Here is a 16,516-nt window from a genome sequence, read left to right on the forward strand (position 1 = left end):
ATTGTGGGATGGATCAAAAAGATCAACGACCTCGGAAGCTGGTATGGCCACTACAGGCTATGCCCTTAGCGAGGGCTATGAGCTTAAGCTACGCGCTTTTGATCATCTACGTAAGCCTGAACCCCTTTGACTTTGATTTTCAGAATGGGATCTTTGCTTGGGCATGGTTGGATGCTCCTTTGCCTCGTTTTATGACTTTATTTGATGTATCGGTCAATATCTTGGCTTACATTCCATTCGGATTTTTGGTGATGTTTGCTGCCTATCCCCGTTGGCGTAACTACGTAGCTCTTGGAATTGCCCTTAGCTTGAGTGCTGGCCTGGCGCTAGGTGTAGAAACTTTGCAGTCTTGGCTGCCTACTCGCATACCGAGTCAGATGGACTGGTGGGCCAATATATTAGGAGGGTTGTTAGGTGGCTTATTAGCGATTCCGCTAGGACCACAATGGCTTTCTGGAAGCGCAATTCGTCGGCGCTTTGATCAATGGTTTGGCCTTAATTGGGCAGCGTGTGCCCTGTTCTTATTGTTTCCCTGGTCACAAATTTATCCACAAAGCTCTTGGCTTGGCACAGGTGTATGGGGCCATGCCATATTTGGCTCGGTCGATTGGGGTACTGTGGTGATTAATCAGGTTATTCAAGAGGCGGCAATCACCTCGCTATGCTGGCTTGGAGTGGCCTTGTTGCTATCTCTAGGATTGCGCACTAAAGCCCCCCAGTGGCGCATTCTCAATGGACTGCTTGGTCTAACCGTGATGGTGAAGATTCTATTTACCGCCCTTCAATTTGGCGCTGAGTTTAGTTTGATCTGGCTTACGGCTGGAGCTCTATGGGGAATGGTAATAGGCGGCATCTTATTAAGATGGACGTTAAAGCTCAAGCAAATGACTAAGTTTTGGTTAGCTTTGATTTGCTTGCTGGGAACCACAATAGCGGTCAATGTTTTGCCTGACAATCCATATTTCATTCTGACGCTCAGACACTGGTATCAAGGGCGCTTATTGCACTTTAATGAGTTGATGCAATGGGTTTCCGTAGTATGGTTACCTCTGGCACTGATTTGGATGGTTCGAAGTGCCGTGGAATTTAAACCGAAACATTGATGAATATAATTTTCCTATGAGTTTTTCACACCACCTATTTTTTTGTCTCAATCAGCGTGCCAATGGTGAAGATTGTTGCGATCAACATAATGCTTTTGCTTTGTTTGACTACGCCAAGAAAAGAGTGAAAGAGCTTGGTCTTGCGGGCCCAGGAAAAATTCGGGTGAATAAGGCGGGATGCTTGGATCGCTGTGCTGATGGCCCAGTCATGGTTATCTATCCAGAGGGTATTTGGTACACCATGGTTGATGTGGATGATGTTGAAGAAATTATCCAGTCCCATTTAATCGAAGGTCGTCCAGTAGAGCGCTTGCAATTAGCTTAGTCATTTCAGAGAGTTGAAAGTTTTTTATGAATAGCCGTACAAAAGTAATTCAGATTGAAGGCATTGTCGGATCAATGGAAATGTCTATTGATCTGCCGGATGAATTAAAAAATGATCCTGCATTTGCTGTGCGTGGCTTGGCCCTCGTGGCACATCCCCATCCATTGATGGGTGGCACGATGGATAACAAGGTGGCCCAAACTATGGCGCGTGCTTTTAACCAGTTGGGTTACGTCAGCGTGCGCCCAAACTTTCGCGGTGTAGGTGGAACTGAGGGTGTTCATGACGACGGTGTTGGTGAGTTAGAGGACTTGCTACATGTAACCGATTGGATGCGAACACCATCAAGTTGGAGTCAATTTGAAGCAACGGCGAATCATTCCTGGACAAGGGAGGCGAATACGCTACCGCTAGTAGTTTCAGGTTTTTCTTTTGGAAGCTTTGTTGGTAGTCACTTAGTGCAACGGCTTTCACAATTAGGTCGTCCAGCTGAGCGCCTAGTGATGGTGGGTAGTGCTGCAGGCAAATGGACTCTAGCCCCAGTGCCTGCCGATACGATTTTGATTCATGGGGAACTGGATGAAACCATTCCCTTGATTGATGTTTTAGATTGGGCGCGTCCGCAAGAGTTGACTGTGCAAGTAGTGCCTGGCGCAGATCACTTTTTCCATCGCCGCCTACATTGCATTCGCAACATCATTACTGGCGCGTGGTTAGGCATGCCAGATCATCGTAAGTAATTAGAAATAGAAAGACTATATGGCCGAAGAAAAATCATTAATCGAGTACCCATCATTATTTCCTATCAAGGTCATGGGTAAAGCAAACCCAGAATATCTTCCAGCGATAGTGCATATTGCCAAACAATTTGATCCTACGTTTGATGAGAGTAAGGTCGAGCAGCGTCCTTCTAAGGATGGAAATTATTTAGGCATTACTTTGCCAATTACTGCGACTAGCCGTGAACAGTTAGATGAGTTGTATAGAACCTTGTCCACTCATCCATTAGTTAGTGTTGTTCTGTAATTGAATTCATGCCAGCTTTAGTAAAACAACTGGGTTTAGCAGATTACGCCTCTACATATGAGGCGATGAAACTTTTTACTAAAGAGCGTACTAGTGAAACGCCTGATGAAATTTGGGTCCTAGAGCATCCCCCTGTTTTCACTTTAGGTTTGGCAGGTGATGCGGGTAACTTGCATACACCCAGCAATCAAATTCCACTCGTGCAAGTAGATCGGGGTGGAGAGATTACCTATCACGGGCCAGGTCAAATTGTGGTTTATCTTTTGCTAGATCTAAAGCGTCTAGGGATCTTTGTAAAAGAATTGGTCTCTCGTATAGAGCAGGCGCTGATAGATACGTTGTCAGATTTCGGGATTAAGGCTGAAAGGCATCCGGGGGCTCCGGGAATTTATGTCTCTGAGCAGTCAGGAGTGCCCTCAGAATGGATTGGCGCCAAGGTGGCTGCCTTGGGTCTCAAAGTCTCCAAAAGCTGTTCCTATCATGGTCTAGCCCTGAATGTCGCTACCGATTTAGAGGCCTTTCAGCGTATCCACCCCTGTGGGTATGAGGGTTTAAAGACGGTCGACATGCAAACTCTTGGGATCAAGGACAATATAGACACTATTAGCCAAAGGCTTTTGCAGCATTTACAAAAGCAACTGATGCCATCATGACCACAAATAAGCCTGACACCAAGACACCTATCGAGGCGCGCCAAGATCTCAATTACGACGCATCACGTAAACAAAAATCAAGCGAGAAAACTGCGCGCATTCCGATCAAAATCATTCCTTTAACAGAGGTATTAAAAAAGCCTGACTGGATTCGGGTGAAGGCGGCCTCTAATAATTCCCGCTTTTCTGAAATTAAAAAGATTTTGCGCGAGAACGAATTGGTAACCGTTTGCGAAGAGGCCAGCTGCCCCAATATTGGTGAATGTTTTGGTAAAGGGACTGCCACATTCATGATCATGGGGGACAAGTGCACGCGTCGTTGTCCATTCTGTGACGTAGGACATGGCAGACCAGATCCTCTTGATGAAAAAGAGCCTGCTAATTTAGCGCGCACTATTGCCGCTCTCAAACTGAACTATGTGGTGATTACAAGCGTAGATCGTGATGATCTTCGTGATGGTGGCGCAATGCACTATGTTGATTGTATTTCTCAATCACGCGGACTCTCCCCAAATACCCGAATTGAAGTGTTGGTACCAGATTTCCGTGGTCGTCTAGATAAAGCCTTAGATATTTTTGCTGAGCATGCGCCTAGTGGTTTGCCTGATGTGATGAATCACAACCTCGAAACAGTGCCACGTTTATACAAACAGGCTAGACCAGGTGCAGATTATTTGCATTCTTTAAAGCTCTTGAAAGATTTTAAAGAGCGCTTTCCTCATGTCCCAACTAAAAGCGGTCTAATGGTGGGTCTTGGTGAAACAGATGATGAGATTTTGGAAGTCATGCGTGATATGCGTGAGCACAACATCGACATGCTCACTATTGGTCAGTATCTTGCCCCGTCAGGACATCATCTACCTGTTACGCGTTACGTTCATCCCGACGTCTTTAAGATGTTTGAAGAAAAGGCGTATGAAATGGGCTTCTCTCATGCGGCTGTAGGCGCTATGGTGCGCTCAAGCTATCACGCAGATCAACAGGCGCACGGAGCTGGGGTTGTTTAGAGAGATATTCAAAGCCGCCTCCTTACTAGCGACCTTCATTTTTCTCATTGCATGTAGTCCTAAATTAGATTGGCGTACAGTCCAAGCGCCGCAAGAAAGATATACCGCTTTATTTCCTGGCAAGCCAGATAAATTAGAGCGCCGCATTCCTTATCTTGATCAAGAACTCTTACAGACACTTGAGGCGGTAAAAATTGATGATGATATTTACTCGGTTAGCACTATCCAGTTGCCGGCCAATCAAAGTGCCTCACTAAGTAAGTTACTTTCGCAATTACAGGCTAACTTAATTGACAGGGCAAAAGCATCTGGTGGCGATGTCACTGTTGAGGATGCTTTTTATAAAACAGCAGATCGACAGCGTTTACCGATTAAAGATTATTTTCTGGATTTGAAATCCAACGGTAAATCGCAGCAACTAATGCGCGTTCGTTGGATTAATCGAGTTGCGCCGAATGGCGATAACTGGATTTATCAGATCTCAGTCTTGCATGCAAATCCAGGTGCAGACAGTGCAAAAACTTTGTTGTCTAAAGAAGAGTACGAAAATTTCTTTAGTGATTTCTCTCCAGAGTAGCCTGAAGAGAAGATCATGTAATTATTGTTTTTCTAGTACGGCAACTTTAGCCTCAAGCGCCTCTAACTTTTCACGCGTCTTAGCAAGTACTTTACTTTGAAGATCAAATTCTTCACGCGTTACCAAGTCCATCTTCTGAAATCCTTGATTCATCATGGCACGTACGTTCTTCTCAATTTCTTGAGCTGGTGAATTGCGGATTGCATCACCAACTTTGTTCTGCATATCGTTGGCGATACGTTGGATTTGTTCGAGGATTTCGCCTGGTTTTTGCATGATGAGAGATCGCAGTTCTATTGAGAGTTGCAGAAAAGATACACATTCGTATTTTAAGTTGTATGCGTAAAACTGCCCAAAAAGGGGTTAAAACCCGAAAAATGCCCCATATTCACTCATTCGGTGCAATATTTAGCACCAAAAAAGAGCATTTGCCTTATTTAGGGGATTTGTGACAAGGCCATGAACCCCTGGGGATTCAATATCACCCCATGCAATAAGCATTCAACCCATTTTTTTATTACAACCAGTAAGGAGTAGTTCATGAAAACTTTGCAAAAGACAGCAATCTCTGCGGCAGCAGTAGCTTTGTTGGCAGGCCTTTCATCTGCAGCATTTGCAGCAGATGAGCCAGCAGCACCAGAAGTAAGCCCAATCACTGCTAACGTAACTGTGGCAAGCAACTATATTTATCGTGGTATCACACAGACGAATAACAAGCCAGCCATCCAAGGTGGATTTGACTATGCGCATGAGAGCGGTTTCTATGTGGGTAACTGGAACAGCTCAATTAGTTGGATTGGTGATGGCTATGGTTCAGCTGTTAATTCAAATGGTTCACCTGCTAAGACTCAGTCAACCGCCTCAGCTCCAGTAGAGATGGACTTCTACGCAGGCTTTAAGAAGGAATTCATCGGCGAAGGTTTTGCTAGTGACTTCGGTGTACTCCAGTATTACTATCCAACTACTGGCCTGGGTGGGGTTCAAACACAAGCTTATGTTGCTACAAACCCTAACTTACGCCAGGCTTCTGGTGTGAACCCAAGTACAACTGAGTTGTATGCAGCACAAAACTTCACATTTGGCCCGGTTACTGGTTTTGGTAAATTCTCCTACGCTGTTTCAAATTTATTCGGCCTTCAAAACAGTAAAGGCGCTTTCTATCCAGATTTGACAGCTAACTATGACACTGGTTTTTACGGTATTACTGTAAATGCACACGTTGGTTATCAATATGTTCCTAATAACATTGTGACAACTACTGCAGCTACTGGTTACAACGGTACCTGGAATGCAAGCTATGCTGACTGGAAGTTGGGCTTGACTAAAGACTTTGGTGGCGGCTTATCTGGCTCTGCTTACTATACTGGCACAAGTGCTCAGAAAGTTGGCAGCAATTATGTGTATGCAACTCCAAACGGCGGCAACGCTGGTCGTGGTAACGCAGTTGTAGCTTTGACAAAAACTTTCTAATTTCCACTCTGAACGGAGAAACACATGAAATTAATTACCGCAATCATCAAGCCCTTCAAGCTTGACGAAGTGCGCGAAGCTCTCTCGGAAGTGGGAGTTTCGGGCATTACCGTCACTGAAGTTAAAGGCTTTGGTCGTCAAAAAGGTCACACCGAGTTGTATCGTGGTGCTGAGTATGTTGTCGACTTTTTACCTAAAGTAAAAATTGAAGCTGCTGTTGAAGATGGCATCTTGGAGCGTGCGATTGAAGCAATTGAAAAATCAGCACGTACTGGCAAGATTGGCGATGGCAAGATTTTTGTCTCTCCAGTTGAGCACGTCATTCGTATTCGCACCGGTGAAACCGGCGCGTCAGCACTTTAAAGAGAGGTTCAAAATGTTAACTTGGATGAAACGACTCGTTGCTGGTGGTGCTATGGCTTTGGCTATTGGCGCTACTGGTGTAATGGTTACTTCGCCAGCGCATGCTGATGAAGTAAAAAAACCAGCTGTAACAGCTCCTGCTGCTACTCCTGCTGCTGCAGAACCTGCTCCTGTTCTTTGCTCTGAAAAGTGCAATAAAGGTGACACTGCTTGGATGATGGTCTGTACAGCATTAGTGCTGTTGATGACTCTTCCTGGCTTGGCGTTGTTCTACGGTGGTTTGACACGTAGCAAGAACATCTTGTCTATCTGTATGCAATGTTTCATGGTCTTCTCTTTGATTTCAGTGCTATGGGCGATTTATGGCTATAGTTTTGCATTCACGGAAGGCGGGGCATTCATCGGCGGATTAGATCGTCTCTTCTTGGGCGGTATGAATCCAGACTCAGTAGCGGCAACCTTTAGTAAGGGTGTTGTGATTCCTGAGTATGTATTTATGGCTTTCCAAGCGGTGTTCGCAACAATCACTTGCTGCTTGATCATTGGTTCTTTTGCTGAACGCGCTAAGTTTTCTGCAATCTTAGTGTTTATGGTGATTTGGTTTACTTTCAGCTACTTACCAATCGCTCACATGGTTTGGTTCTGGCCTGGTCCAGATGACATCAAAGATGCTGCATCACTCGAAGCAATTACTGCTCGTGCTGGTTGGTTGTGGCAAAAAGGTGTTCTCGACTTTGCTGGCGGAACTGTTGTGCATATCAATGCTGCGATCGCTGGTTTGGTTGGCTCCTTTGTTATCGGCAAGCGTTTGGGCTACGGCAAAGAAGCAATGAAGCCACATAACTTAGTTTATGTAATGGCTGGCGCTGCTCTCTTGTGGTTCGGCTGGTTTGGTTTCAATGCTGGTTCAGCTCTTGAAGCAAACGGTAGTGCTGCCTTGGCATTCGTGAATACTTATTTAGCTACCGCTGCTGCTGTATTGGGTTGGTCAGTTGCTGAGTGGGTTCTCAAAGGTAAGCCATCAATGTTAGGTGCTGCATCTGGTTGCGTAGCTGGTTTAGTTGCAATTACTCCTGCTGCTGGTTTCGTTGGCCCAATGGGTGCAATCGTAATCGGTGTTATCGCTGGCGTAATCTGCCTCTGGGGTGTTACTGGTCTCAAGAAGATTTTGGGTTCAGATGACAGCTTGGACGTGTTTGGTGTTCATGGTGTAGGTGGTATTACTGGTGCATTATTGACTGGTGTATTCGCTGACCCAGCTTTGGGTGGAACAGGTATCTGGGATTATGTAGCCAATGCAGTTGCTCCTGATTACTCTGTTGCTAGCCAATTGTGGATCCAGGCTCAAGGCGTGATTACCACTGTAATTTGGTCTGGCGTAGTTTCTTTCGTAGCCTTCAAATTGATCGATATCGTGATTGGTTTGCGCGTTAAGGAAGAAGAAGAGCGCGAAGGCTTGGATATCAGCTCACACGGTGAGACTGCTTACGAGTCTTAATCAGTAGAATTACCCCTCACTGGGCGGCCCTAGTTGGCTGCCTAGTTTTAAGCGCGGGATCCTCGGATCCCGCGTCTTTCTTTTAATAATCTTACAATGGTGGAATGGTTCCACATCTCATTACTGCACTCACCGGCCCTTTGCTCGAATTAGAGTCAAAGGTTCTAGAAGCGACCCCAACCATTGAGCGTTGGTTCAGGCTGGAATGGCAAGAACATACCCCGCCTTTCTACTGTTCTGTCGATTTACGCAATTCTGGCTTTAAGTTAGCTCCAGTTGATACCAATCTTTTCCCTGGAGGGTTTAATAACCTTTCGCCGCAGATGTTGCCGCTTGCTGTTCAGGCTGCCATGGCTGCCATTGAGAAGATTTGCCCTGAGGCCAAAAACTTATTGCTGATACCAGAACGACATACACGCAATACTTTCTATTTGCAGAACATTGCGCGCTTGTCTTCGATTTTGCGTCAAGCTGGCTTAAATGTTCGACTAGGTACTTTCTCTGAAGAAATTAAGAAGCCAACCTGGATTGATTTACCCGATGGCAATCGCTTGTTGATGGAGCCACTTTCTCGATTAGGTCTCAAGAAACAACGTTTAGGGTTAAAAGATTTTGATCCTTGCTCGATCCTGTTAAATAACGACTTATCCGCAGGCATTCCTCCGATTCTGGAGAATATCTATGAGCAGTACTTGCTGCCAGGCTTGCACGCTGGTTGGCATGTGCGTCGTAAATCTAATCACTTTGCCGCATATGAAGAGGTGGCAAAGAAATTTGCCAAAGTAGTGGATATCGATCCATGGATGATTAATCCTTACTTTACTAGTTGCTCCAATATTAATTTCCACGAGCGTAAGGGTGAGGACGAACTTCAAACTGCTGTAGAGCAAGTTTTAAAAAAGACCGCTAAGAAGTATCGTGAATACGGTATTAAAGAGAAGCCTTATGTTGTCGTAAAAGCTGATGCCGGTACTTACGGCATGGGCGTGATGGTAGTGAATGATCCCTCGCAGTTAAAGGGCTTGAATCGTAAGGACCGCAATAAGATGAGTGTGGTCAAGGAAGGTCTTGAAGTTAGTGATGTACTGATTCAGGAGGGTGTTTATACCTTTGAGAAGGTCAATGAAGCGGTTGCTGAACCGGTGGTGTACATGATCGATCGTTATGTCATTGGCGGCTTCTATCGCGTTCATACTGACCGTGGACCAGATGAGAACCTGAATGCTCCAGGTATGCATTTTGTGCCTCTAGCCTTCGAGCAAAACTCGATGCCTGATCTCGGAGCTAAGCCGGGTAGTGCCGCTCCAAATCGCTTCTATCTATATGGTGTGGTTGCTCGCTTAGCGCTGCTTGCTGCATCATTGGAGCTAGAGCGAACTGATCCCAATGCTGAAGCCGCATAAATAAATCACTAATCTCTCAATAGAAATAATGAACCTTCTTTTTATTGCAGATCCCCTTGAATCTTTTAAGATTCAAAAAGATTCCACACTCGCAATGATGCGAGCAGCGCAAGAGGCAGGCCACCATTTGTGGTTTTGTCAAAGTCGCAATGTGTTGTGGAGAGATGATTTCGTAGTGGCTGATTGCCAATCTTTAGTGATTAAGCCCAGCTCCACTCACTGGTTTGAGTTAGGTGATATTGAGTCTCGAACACTCAAGTCTTTTTCTGCTGTGCTTATGCGCACAGATCCTCCTTTTGATATTGAATATCTCAATACCACTTGGTTGTTATCGGCCGCAGCACGTCAGGGCGCGAAAGTATTTAATGAGCCAAGCGCTGTTCGAGATCATTCAGAAAAACTATCCATCACAGAGTTTCCAGAGCTGATTCCGCCTACCTTAGTCACGCGTGAATTAGCTGCAGTAGAGCTTTTTCATCAAGAACATCGCGATATCGTGATTAAACCGTTAGACGGCATGGGCGGCATGGGTGTATTTAGAGTTGGGGCTGATGGCCTTAACCTTGCGAGCATTGTAGAAACCCTTGGTGAGAATGGCGCAAGAACCCTGATGGTTCAACGCTTTCTTCCAGAAATTGCCCAGGGTGATAAACGGGTACTTTTAATTGGTGGAGAGGTGGTGCCATTTGCGCTAGCCCGCATTCCGCAGGGTAGCGAAATTCGGGGTAATTTGGCTGCCGGCGGCAAAGGCGTAGCGATGCCTTTAACCGAGACTGAAAAAAGGATTGCTGAAAAATTAGCACCTGTTTTAAATCAGCGTGGATTATTCTTAGTTGGGCTGGATTTAATTGGTGGTTATCTCACTGAAATTAATGTGACGAGCCCTACTTGTTTTGTAGAAATTACTGACCAAAGCAACTTTAATGTTGCGCAATTTTGGTTAGCAGCGCTAGAGAAAGCATTGGCATAAATATGGTTGGAATTGTCATCGTTGCTCACACACCGGTTGCCAGCGCAATGCTGGGGTTTGCTGAGCATACTTTTGGTGTATTGCCTGAGCGTGTTCGAGCAGTGGATATCCCTCCTCATGAAGATACCAAGGCAAGCTTTGATCGCGTAATGAAGGCGGCTTATGGTGTGAACACAGGCAATGGCGTCTTGATCCTGACAGATGTCATGGGCGCAACCCCTGCTAATGTGGCTTCCAAGCTAGAGGCCTTGGGCCCTTTATCAGGCTTAAATGCTCCTGTCATCGTATTGGCGGGATTAAACCTACCTATGCTGATGCGTTGCATTTCTCATCGCAGTGAGAATCTAGAAGAGTTAGCGCAAAAAGCCCTTGCCGGTGGGCAGAATGGCATCTTACGCTTAGGTACAAAAGTAAATCAAGAATAGATAAGGTCCAGCACACTATGCCTTCGGCAGAAATCGAAATCATCAATAAATTAGGCTTGCATGCGCGCGCATCTGCCAAGCTATCTCAATTAGCTGCTCAGTTTCCTTGTGAAATATTGTTGTCACGTAATGGGCGTCAAATTAATGCGAAGAGCATTATGGGTGTGATGATGTTGGCGGCCGGTATCGGCAGCACTGTGACCCTTGAGACTGTGGGTGAAAAAGCGGATGAAGCTATGCAGGCACTCACTGCCTTAATTAATGACCGATTTGGTGAGGGTGAGTAATTAGCATGACTTTTGCATTGTACGGAATTCCAGTATCGAAAGGCATTGCCATAGGCAAGGCGGTACTGATTTCTCGTGCAGCATTAGAAGTCAGTCATCACCTGATTGAGGCTGGTAAAGAAGAGGCTGAAGCGCAAAAGCTATTGGATGCATTTGATCAGGTTCGCCTAGAGCTTGAGCAATTGCGCCAAGGATTGCCAAAAGATGCGCCGCAAGAGATGGCGGCATTCTTAGACGTGCACGGCATGATATTGGCGGACCCAGCATTGGCTGAGAAGCCTATTAAACTCATTCGTACGCAACGCTTAAATGCAGCATGGGCCTTAACTACTGAGTTGAATGATCTGTTGGAGCAATTTGCAGATATTGAGGATGCGTATTTAAAGGAGCGTGCTAACGATATTCGGCAGGTTGCCGAACGCGTTATTAAGGCTTTAAATGCCCAGAAAAAAGATCCATTAAACGATGCTGATTTTTTGCCAACCAGCGATATTGGTGTTGAGTCAATTATTGTTGCTCACGATATTGCTCCGCACGACATGCTGCGCTTTAAAGAGCATGCATTTACCGGATTTGTCACGGATCTGGGCGGTAAAACTTCCCATACGGCTATCGTGGCACGCAGTATGGAGATACCCGCAGTAGTTGGCGTACGCCATGCCAGCGAAATGATTCGTCATGGTGATTGGTTGGTGCTAGATGGCGATCGAGGAGTTGTAGTAGTTGCCCCAGATGAGCAGCTGCTAGCCGAATATCGCAAACTACAAGCTCAGGTTCTCAAAGAAGCTCGCAAGCTCCAACAGTTAAAGCATGCAAAAACAGAAACAGCCGACCGTGTTGAGATTGAGTTGTTTGCCAATATTGAATTGCCAGAAGATGCTATTCAGGCGGTGAAGTTGGGTGCTGTAGGGGTTGGTTTATTCCGCTCTGAATTTTTATTCATGGACCGTAAACAGGCTTTGCCAGATGAAGAGCAGCAATATCAAGAATATCGTCGCGTAGTCGATTTAATGCATGGCTTACCTGTCAACATCAGAACGATTGACGTTGGTGCAGATAAGGCATTGGGCGGCGGTGGCGATATTTCTCAAACAGGCACATCACCATTGGGCTTGCGGGCAATCCGCTGGTCTTTAACGGAGCCTGAAATCTTTTTAACGCAGCTCAGAGCAATCCTGCGTGCATCAGCACATGGTCAAGCGCGCATCATGATTCCAATGTTGGCTCATGCTAAAGAGATTGATGAAACATTTAGACTGATTGAAAAAGCGAAACAACAATTGCATCAGCGTGGCAAAGCATTTAATCCGAATATTCAAGTTGGCGCAATGATTGAGATTCCGGCCGCTGCTTTAGTCTTGCCTTTGTTTATTAATCGATTCGATTTTCTTTCTATTGGAACGAATGATTTAATTCAGTACACACTAGCGATTGATCGTGCAGATCATGCAGTTGCCCATTTATATGACCCATTACATCCAGCGATATTGAATTTATTAGCCAATATCATTGAGCAAGCTAAACGTGCCAATGTGCCTGTGGCTGTTTGTGGTGAGATGGCTGGCGATCCTGCATTAACAAAGTTATTGCTTGCCTTGGGCTTAACGGATTTCTCAATGCACTTCAGCCAGTTATTACTGGTCAAGCGAGAAATTCTTCAGGCCAATGTCGGTTTATTAAAAGCCCGCGTTAATAGGGTCTTGAAGGCGTATGAGCCCGAAGAGCAGGAAAAGGCTCTAGAGCGACTGCTGTCTTAACTACTTAGCGAGTTGCTTAGTGGGCTGAGCCGCATACCGAGCACTCGGAATTACGGCTAATACGGATTGCATCGATTTGGGTCGTACGCCCATTCCAAAGCAACATGCGGCCCACCAAGGGCTCTCCAAAACCAATTAATACCTGCAGGGCTTGAGCGGCTTGCATGGCTCCAATGATCCCTACTAGAGGCGAGAAGATACCCATGCTGGAGCAACTGACTTCTTCAAATACTTCATCGGGAGAAAAGATGCAGGCATAGCATGGTGAGTTTGGATTTCGCAGATCAAAGACACTCACTTGACCATCAAACTTGAGTGCTGATCCAGAAACTAGAGGAATTTGATGTTTAACGCAGGCGGCATTAATGAGGTGCCGAGTTGTAAAGTTATCCGTGCAATCGAGAACAACATCAACGCTTGGCAATATTTCATCTAATAGCGAAGCTGTGGCTTTAGCCTGAATGGTTTCAATCTGAATGCTGGAGTTAAGACGTTGTAAAAATTCTTTTCCTGAGACAACTTTACTTTTGCCAACGCTACTTTCGGCATGCATGATTTGGCGCTGCAAATTGGTGAGCTCTACATCATCATGATCTACTAAGGTGATGAGTCCAACTCCGGCAGCAGCTAAATAGGGGGCGGCAGCACTACCTAAGCCGCCGGCACCGATGACTAAAGCATGTGATTGGAGAAGCTTCTCTTGGCCAGCAACATCAATCTCGTCAAGCAGTAAGTGCCTGGAGTATCGAAGTAACTGCTCGTCATTCATGTGCCAGCCGCAGAGATTAAAAGGTTATTCGAGTTTGGATGAAGAGCGCTTCACAGGCTGGCCATTAATAAAGGCCACCGCTTGAGAAAGCATGAAGTCATCCGCACTACCTAGTTCTGTAGGCTTCTTATCTTTCTCTTTCTCTTTTTCTTCAGGAGTCTTCTTGGCATTTTTTTCTTCAATGCGCTGCAACTCTTCGATACGACGTTGTTCCCGATCTTTAATCAACTTATCTTCGGCAGACTGCTTATTGCGGAGATGTTTTTCGCTATCAATCTCACGAGTGATTAATACATCATCTGGATCACCATCTTTGTTTTGATCTACTGGGATATCTGGTTTCACACCAAAAGCCTGAATCGACTTGCCACTTGGGGTGTAGTAATAAGCGGTAGTAATCTTCAGTGCTGAATCATTGGTCAGGGGGCGAACGGTTTGGACGGAGCCCTTACCAAAGGTCGTTTTTCCAATAATGGTTGCGCGTTTATAGTCCTGGAGTGCGCCAGCCACAATCTCGGAGGCTGAGGCGGAATAAGCGTTTACCAAGACCACCATAGGCAATTTCTTAAATATCGCTGGAACACCCGCCAAAGGGTCGCCAGACTCATTTAGGCGATACATCGCTGGCGTTGCATTAAATACCTGTTTTGAATCTGGGGACTGGCCTTTAGTGGAGACAATGACTGCGTCAGCAGGCAAGAATGCTGCAGCCACACCCACAGCTCCTTGTAATAGACCGCCGCCATTGTTACGAAGATCAAGAATGATACCTTTGAGTTTTGGATCTTGATTGGCAATATCAGTTAGTTTCTTGGCAAGATCGGGAACGGTGCGCTCTTGAAAGCTTGTGATGCGTACCCAAGCAATATCGTTATCCAGAATTTTTGTTTTGACTGATTGAACTTTAATCTCTGCGCGAGTGATTGTGACCGGAAAGCTACGCTCCTCACTCTTACGAAATACCGTCAAAGTAATTTTGGTTCCAGGTTCGCCGCGCATAGTCCGCACAGCTTTGTCTAGAGACATACCACGAACAGGTTTGTCATCAAGGCGTGTAATGAGGTCTCCAGCTTGAAGGCCTGCGCGAGCAGCAGGACTATCTTCAATTGGATTGAGTACTTTCACTACACCATCTTCAGAAGTGATTTCAATGCCAAGTCCAGCAAACTTTCCAGAGGTCATCTCTTGCATTTCTGCAAAATCTTTTTTATCTAAGAAAGTGGAATGAGGATCAAGACTACTGACCATTCCTTTAACGGCATCTGTTAGTAGTTGCTTATCTTCTATGGGCTCAACATATTCACGCTTAATTTGGGCAAAGACATTGGAGAGCGTGCGGAGCTCATCCAGCGGTAGCTGAGGGCTTTGCTGGGCGGTCGCGGAGAGCTGGATCGTGGCTGCTACGCCGGCGATAAGGCCAACGGCTATCAGGGCGAAATTCTTTAGAAATTGGCGCATATCTCTTTTGCTTTAATCCAAATAAAAGTGTTGAATGGGTTTGAGGTTGTCGTCTAACTCATAAACAAGTGGCACACCATTAGGTACATTCACTTCCATGATGGCTTCATCAGACATTTGATCTAAATACTTAATGAGTGAGCGAATACTGTTGCCGTGCGCCACTAATAAAACGCGTTTGCCAGCTTTGAGTGCGGGTGCAATAGATTCATTCCACAAGGGTAATACTCGCTCAACATTATCTTTCAGGCATTCGCCCAAAGGAATATCGGAAGGATTGAGCTTTGAGTAACGGGGATCATTTTTGGGGTGACGCTCATCATCATGCTCAAGTAGCGGTGGACGTACATCATAGGAGCGACGCCAAATATGAACTTGTTCATCGCCATATTTAGTTGCCGTTTCAGCTTTATTCAATCCGGTGAGTGCGCCATAGTGACGTTCATTTAAGCGCCAGCTATGAACAACAGGGAGCCACATCAAATCCATGGCATCTTGAACGTGCCAAAGAGTGCGAATGGCACGCCTTAAAACAGAGGTATAGGCGATATCAAATTCATAACCTGCATTTTTGAGGTTTTCACCTGCTGCGATGGCTTGTTCTGCGCCTTTAGGGGTTAAGTCAACGTCCGCCCAGCCAGTAAAGCGGTTTTCAAGGTTCCAGGCGGATTCGCCATGACGAATAAGGACAAGTTGTTTCATAGAGCCATTCTATAATCCGGTGATGAACTTTCTCACGCAAATTGATAATTTAGCGCTTATTGCCCTGTTGTTGGTTTCAGGCATAGCGCTTTTCCTACCCTCATTATCTACGCTTATTGGCGGAAAAGGCTTGTCGCCTACCGAAGCGACGATTTGGATTAATCGACGCAAAGCCTATGTCTTGGATCTGCGCTCGGAAGAGGCCTTTAAATCGGGTCATTTACCTGGCGCCAAATTCGCTAATGCTGCTGGTTTAACGGCAGCGATTGAAAGGCTCAAGCTTGACCGTAAGCACCCAGTAGTCCTGGTTTGTGAAACCGGATCTCAGTCACGCAAACTCGTGGCCGAAGCTCAAAAGTTGGGCTTTGCCGAAGTAGGGGCCTTAGATGGCGGTGTGCAGGCTTGGAAAGCAGCAGCTCTACCATTAGTGAAATAAGGATAAATCGATGCCTCCAGTAATAATGTATAGCACCCAAGTTTGCCCTTACTGCGTCATGGCGGAAAAGTTGCTGGCTAAAAAAGGCGTTGCTAATCTCGAAAAGATTTTGATTGATCGTGATCCGGCCCAACGCGAAGTTATGATGACACGCACTGGCCGCCGCACTGTTCCACAAATCTATATTGGTGATACGCATGTTGGTGGTTACGACGACTTAGTGGCATTAGATCGCGCTGGAAAGCTTGATCCTTTATTAGCTTAATAGATTAACATTCAAAGAAAGT

General features: G+C 45.7%; 21 protein-coding genes. 17 read left to right on the plus strand and 4 right to left on the minus strand.

The genetic code is table 11. The annotated features are described in order from the left end of the window. Positions 1-8 precede the first annotated feature (8 nt). Genes ICN37_RS05215 through ICN37_RS05245 form a run of 7 tightly spaced genes read left to right on the plus strand, consistent with a single transcriptional unit; the run spans position 9 to position 4,691 of the window. Positions 9-1,103 carry a VanZ family protein gene (locus ICN37_RS05215; protein WP_216155348.1) on the plus strand — a complete coding sequence of 365 codons (1,095 nt, stop codon included), beginning with the start codon at positions 9-11 and terminating at the stop codon, positions 1,101-1,103. A gap of 16 nt (positions 1,104-1,119) precedes the next feature. Then, positions 1,120-1,428 carry a ferredoxin gene (locus ICN37_RS05220; protein ID WP_216155351.1) on the plus strand — a complete coding sequence of 103 codons (309 nt, stop codon included), beginning with the start codon at positions 1,120-1,122 and terminating at the stop codon, positions 1,426-1,428. A gap of 26 nt (positions 1,429-1,454) precedes the next feature. Continuing rightward, positions 1,455-2,168, plus strand: a complete 714-nt coding sequence (locus ICN37_RS05225) for an alpha/beta hydrolase (RefSeq protein ID WP_216155353.1) — start codon at positions 1,455-1,457, stop codon at positions 2,166-2,168. A 19-nt stretch (positions 2,169-2,187) separates the two neighbouring features. Next, positions 2,188-2,454, plus strand: a complete 267-nt coding sequence (locus ICN37_RS05230; protein ID WP_072582654.1) for a DUF493 family protein — start codon at positions 2,188-2,190, stop codon at positions 2,452-2,454. Between the two features lie 8 nt (positions 2,455-2,462). Next, a complete protein-coding gene (gene lipB / locus ICN37_RS05235) occupies positions 2,463-3,107 on the plus strand; it encodes a lipoyl(octanoyl) transferase LipB (protein WP_216155355.1) in 645 nt (214 codons plus the stop codon). Then, a complete protein-coding gene (gene lipA / locus ICN37_RS05240) occupies positions 3,104-4,114 on the plus strand; it encodes a lipoyl synthase (protein ID WP_216155357.1) in 1,011 nt (336 codons plus the stop codon). Before lipB ends, lipA begins: the two co-directional genes overlap by 4 nt. Next, the gene (locus ICN37_RS05245) at positions 4,107-4,691 is read left to right on the plus strand and encodes a hypothetical protein (RefSeq protein WP_216860906.1); all 585 of its coding nucleotides are present in this window, start codon (positions 4,107-4,109) and stop codon (positions 4,689-4,691) included. The genes lipA and ICN37_RS05245 overlap by 8 nt, the downstream gene beginning before the upstream one ends. Before the next feature lie 21 nt (positions 4,692-4,712). Here the strand turns inward: ICN37_RS05245 and ICN37_RS05250 are convergent, their stop codons facing one another. Beyond that, on the minus strand, positions 4,713-4,967 hold the full coding sequence (locus tag ICN37_RS05250; RefSeq protein ID WP_216155359.1) for an accessory factor UbiK family protein: 255 nt from the start codon (positions 4,965-4,967) through the stop codon (positions 4,713-4,715). A 264-nt stretch (positions 4,968-5,231) separates the two neighbouring features. Here ICN37_RS05250 and ICN37_RS05255 point away from each other — a divergent pair, with 264 nt between their 5' ends. The 8 genes from ICN37_RS05255 (at position 5,232) to ptsP (ending at position 12,864) form a co-directional block, all read left to right on the plus strand. Next, positions 5,232-6,161 (plus strand): TorF family putative porin, encoded by a 930-nt coding sequence (locus ICN37_RS05255; RefSeq protein ID WP_216155361.1) that lies wholly within the window; start codon positions 5,232-5,234, stop codon positions 6,159-6,161. A gap of 24 nt (positions 6,162-6,185) precedes the next feature. Next, positions 6,186-6,524, plus strand: coding sequence for a P-II family nitrogen regulator (locus ICN37_RS05260; RefSeq protein ID WP_011903792.1), 339 nt, complete (start codon positions 6,186-6,188; stop codon positions 6,522-6,524). Positions 6,525-6,537: 13 nt separating this feature from the next. Further along, a complete protein-coding gene (locus tag ICN37_RS05265) occupies positions 6,538-8,022 on the plus strand; it encodes an ammonium transporter (RefSeq protein WP_216155363.1) in 1,485 nt (494 codons plus the stop codon). Between the two features lie 104 nt (positions 8,023-8,126). Continuing rightward, positions 8,127-9,425 carry a glutamate--cysteine ligase gene (gene gshA, locus ICN37_RS05270; RefSeq protein WP_215321107.1) on the plus strand — a complete coding sequence of 433 codons (1,299 nt, stop codon included), beginning with the start codon at positions 8,127-8,129 and terminating at the stop codon, positions 9,423-9,425. 28 nt (positions 9,426-9,453) lie between these two features. Then, positions 9,454-10,395 carry a glutathione synthase gene (gene gshB / locus ICN37_RS05275; protein ID WP_216155366.1) on the plus strand — a complete coding sequence of 314 codons (942 nt, stop codon included), beginning with the start codon at positions 9,454-9,456 and terminating at the stop codon, positions 10,393-10,395. Between the two features lie 2 nt (positions 10,396-10,397). Next, entirely contained in the window at positions 10,398-10,820 is a 423-nt protein-coding gene (locus tag ICN37_RS05280) for a PTS sugar transporter subunit IIA (protein WP_216155368.1), read from the plus strand. 17 nt (positions 10,821-10,837) lie between these two features. Continuing rightward, positions 10,838-11,107 carry an HPr family phosphocarrier protein gene (locus tag ICN37_RS05285; protein ID WP_215321104.1) on the plus strand — a complete coding sequence of 90 codons (270 nt, stop codon included), beginning with the start codon at positions 10,838-10,840 and terminating at the stop codon, positions 11,105-11,107. Between the two features lie 5 nt (positions 11,108-11,112). Next, positions 11,113-12,864 carry a phosphoenolpyruvate--protein phosphotransferase gene (ptsP, locus tag ICN37_RS05290; RefSeq protein ID WP_216155369.1) on the plus strand — a complete coding sequence of 584 codons (1,752 nt, stop codon included), beginning with the start codon at positions 11,113-11,115 and terminating at the stop codon, positions 12,862-12,864. 16 nt (positions 12,865-12,880) lie between these two features. On the opposite strand, the gene ICN37_RS05295 is transcribed toward ptsP, so the two are convergent. From ICN37_RS05295 to gpmA, 3 genes are read right to left on the minus strand one after another with little or no spacing between them, the layout of a single operon-like run. Continuing rightward, positions 12,881-13,633 (minus strand): HesA/MoeB/ThiF family protein, encoded by a 753-nt coding sequence (locus ICN37_RS05295; RefSeq protein ID WP_215321102.1) that lies wholly within the window; start codon positions 13,631-13,633, stop codon positions 12,881-12,883. A 24-nt stretch (positions 13,634-13,657) separates the two neighbouring features. Then, entirely contained in the window at positions 13,658-15,091 is a 1,434-nt protein-coding gene (locus ICN37_RS05300) for a S41 family peptidase (protein ID WP_216155372.1), read from the minus strand. 12 nt (positions 15,092-15,103) lie between these two features. After that, on the minus strand, positions 15,104-15,793 hold the full coding sequence (gpmA, locus tag ICN37_RS05305; protein ID WP_215321100.1) for a 2,3-diphosphoglycerate-dependent phosphoglycerate mutase: 690 nt from the start codon (positions 15,791-15,793) through the stop codon (positions 15,104-15,106). A gap of 22 nt (positions 15,794-15,815) precedes the next feature. Here gpmA and ICN37_RS05310 point away from each other — a divergent pair, with 22 nt between their 5' ends. Next, positions 15,816-16,229, plus strand: coding sequence for a rhodanese-like domain-containing protein (locus ICN37_RS05310; RefSeq protein WP_215321099.1), 414 nt, complete (start codon positions 15,816-15,818; stop codon positions 16,227-16,229). A gap of 10 nt (positions 16,230-16,239) precedes the next feature. After that, on the plus strand, positions 16,240-16,494 hold the full coding sequence (gene grxC / locus ICN37_RS05315; protein ID WP_216155374.1) for a glutaredoxin 3: 255 nt from the start codon (positions 16,240-16,242) through the stop codon (positions 16,492-16,494). Positions 16,495-16,516 lie beyond the last annotated feature (22 nt).

Origin of the sequence: Polynucleobacter sp. P1-05-14, assembly GCF_018881675.1 — a bacterium.
Taxonomy (GTDB): domain Bacteria; phylum Pseudomonadota; class Gammaproteobacteria; order Burkholderiales; family Burkholderiaceae; genus Polynucleobacter.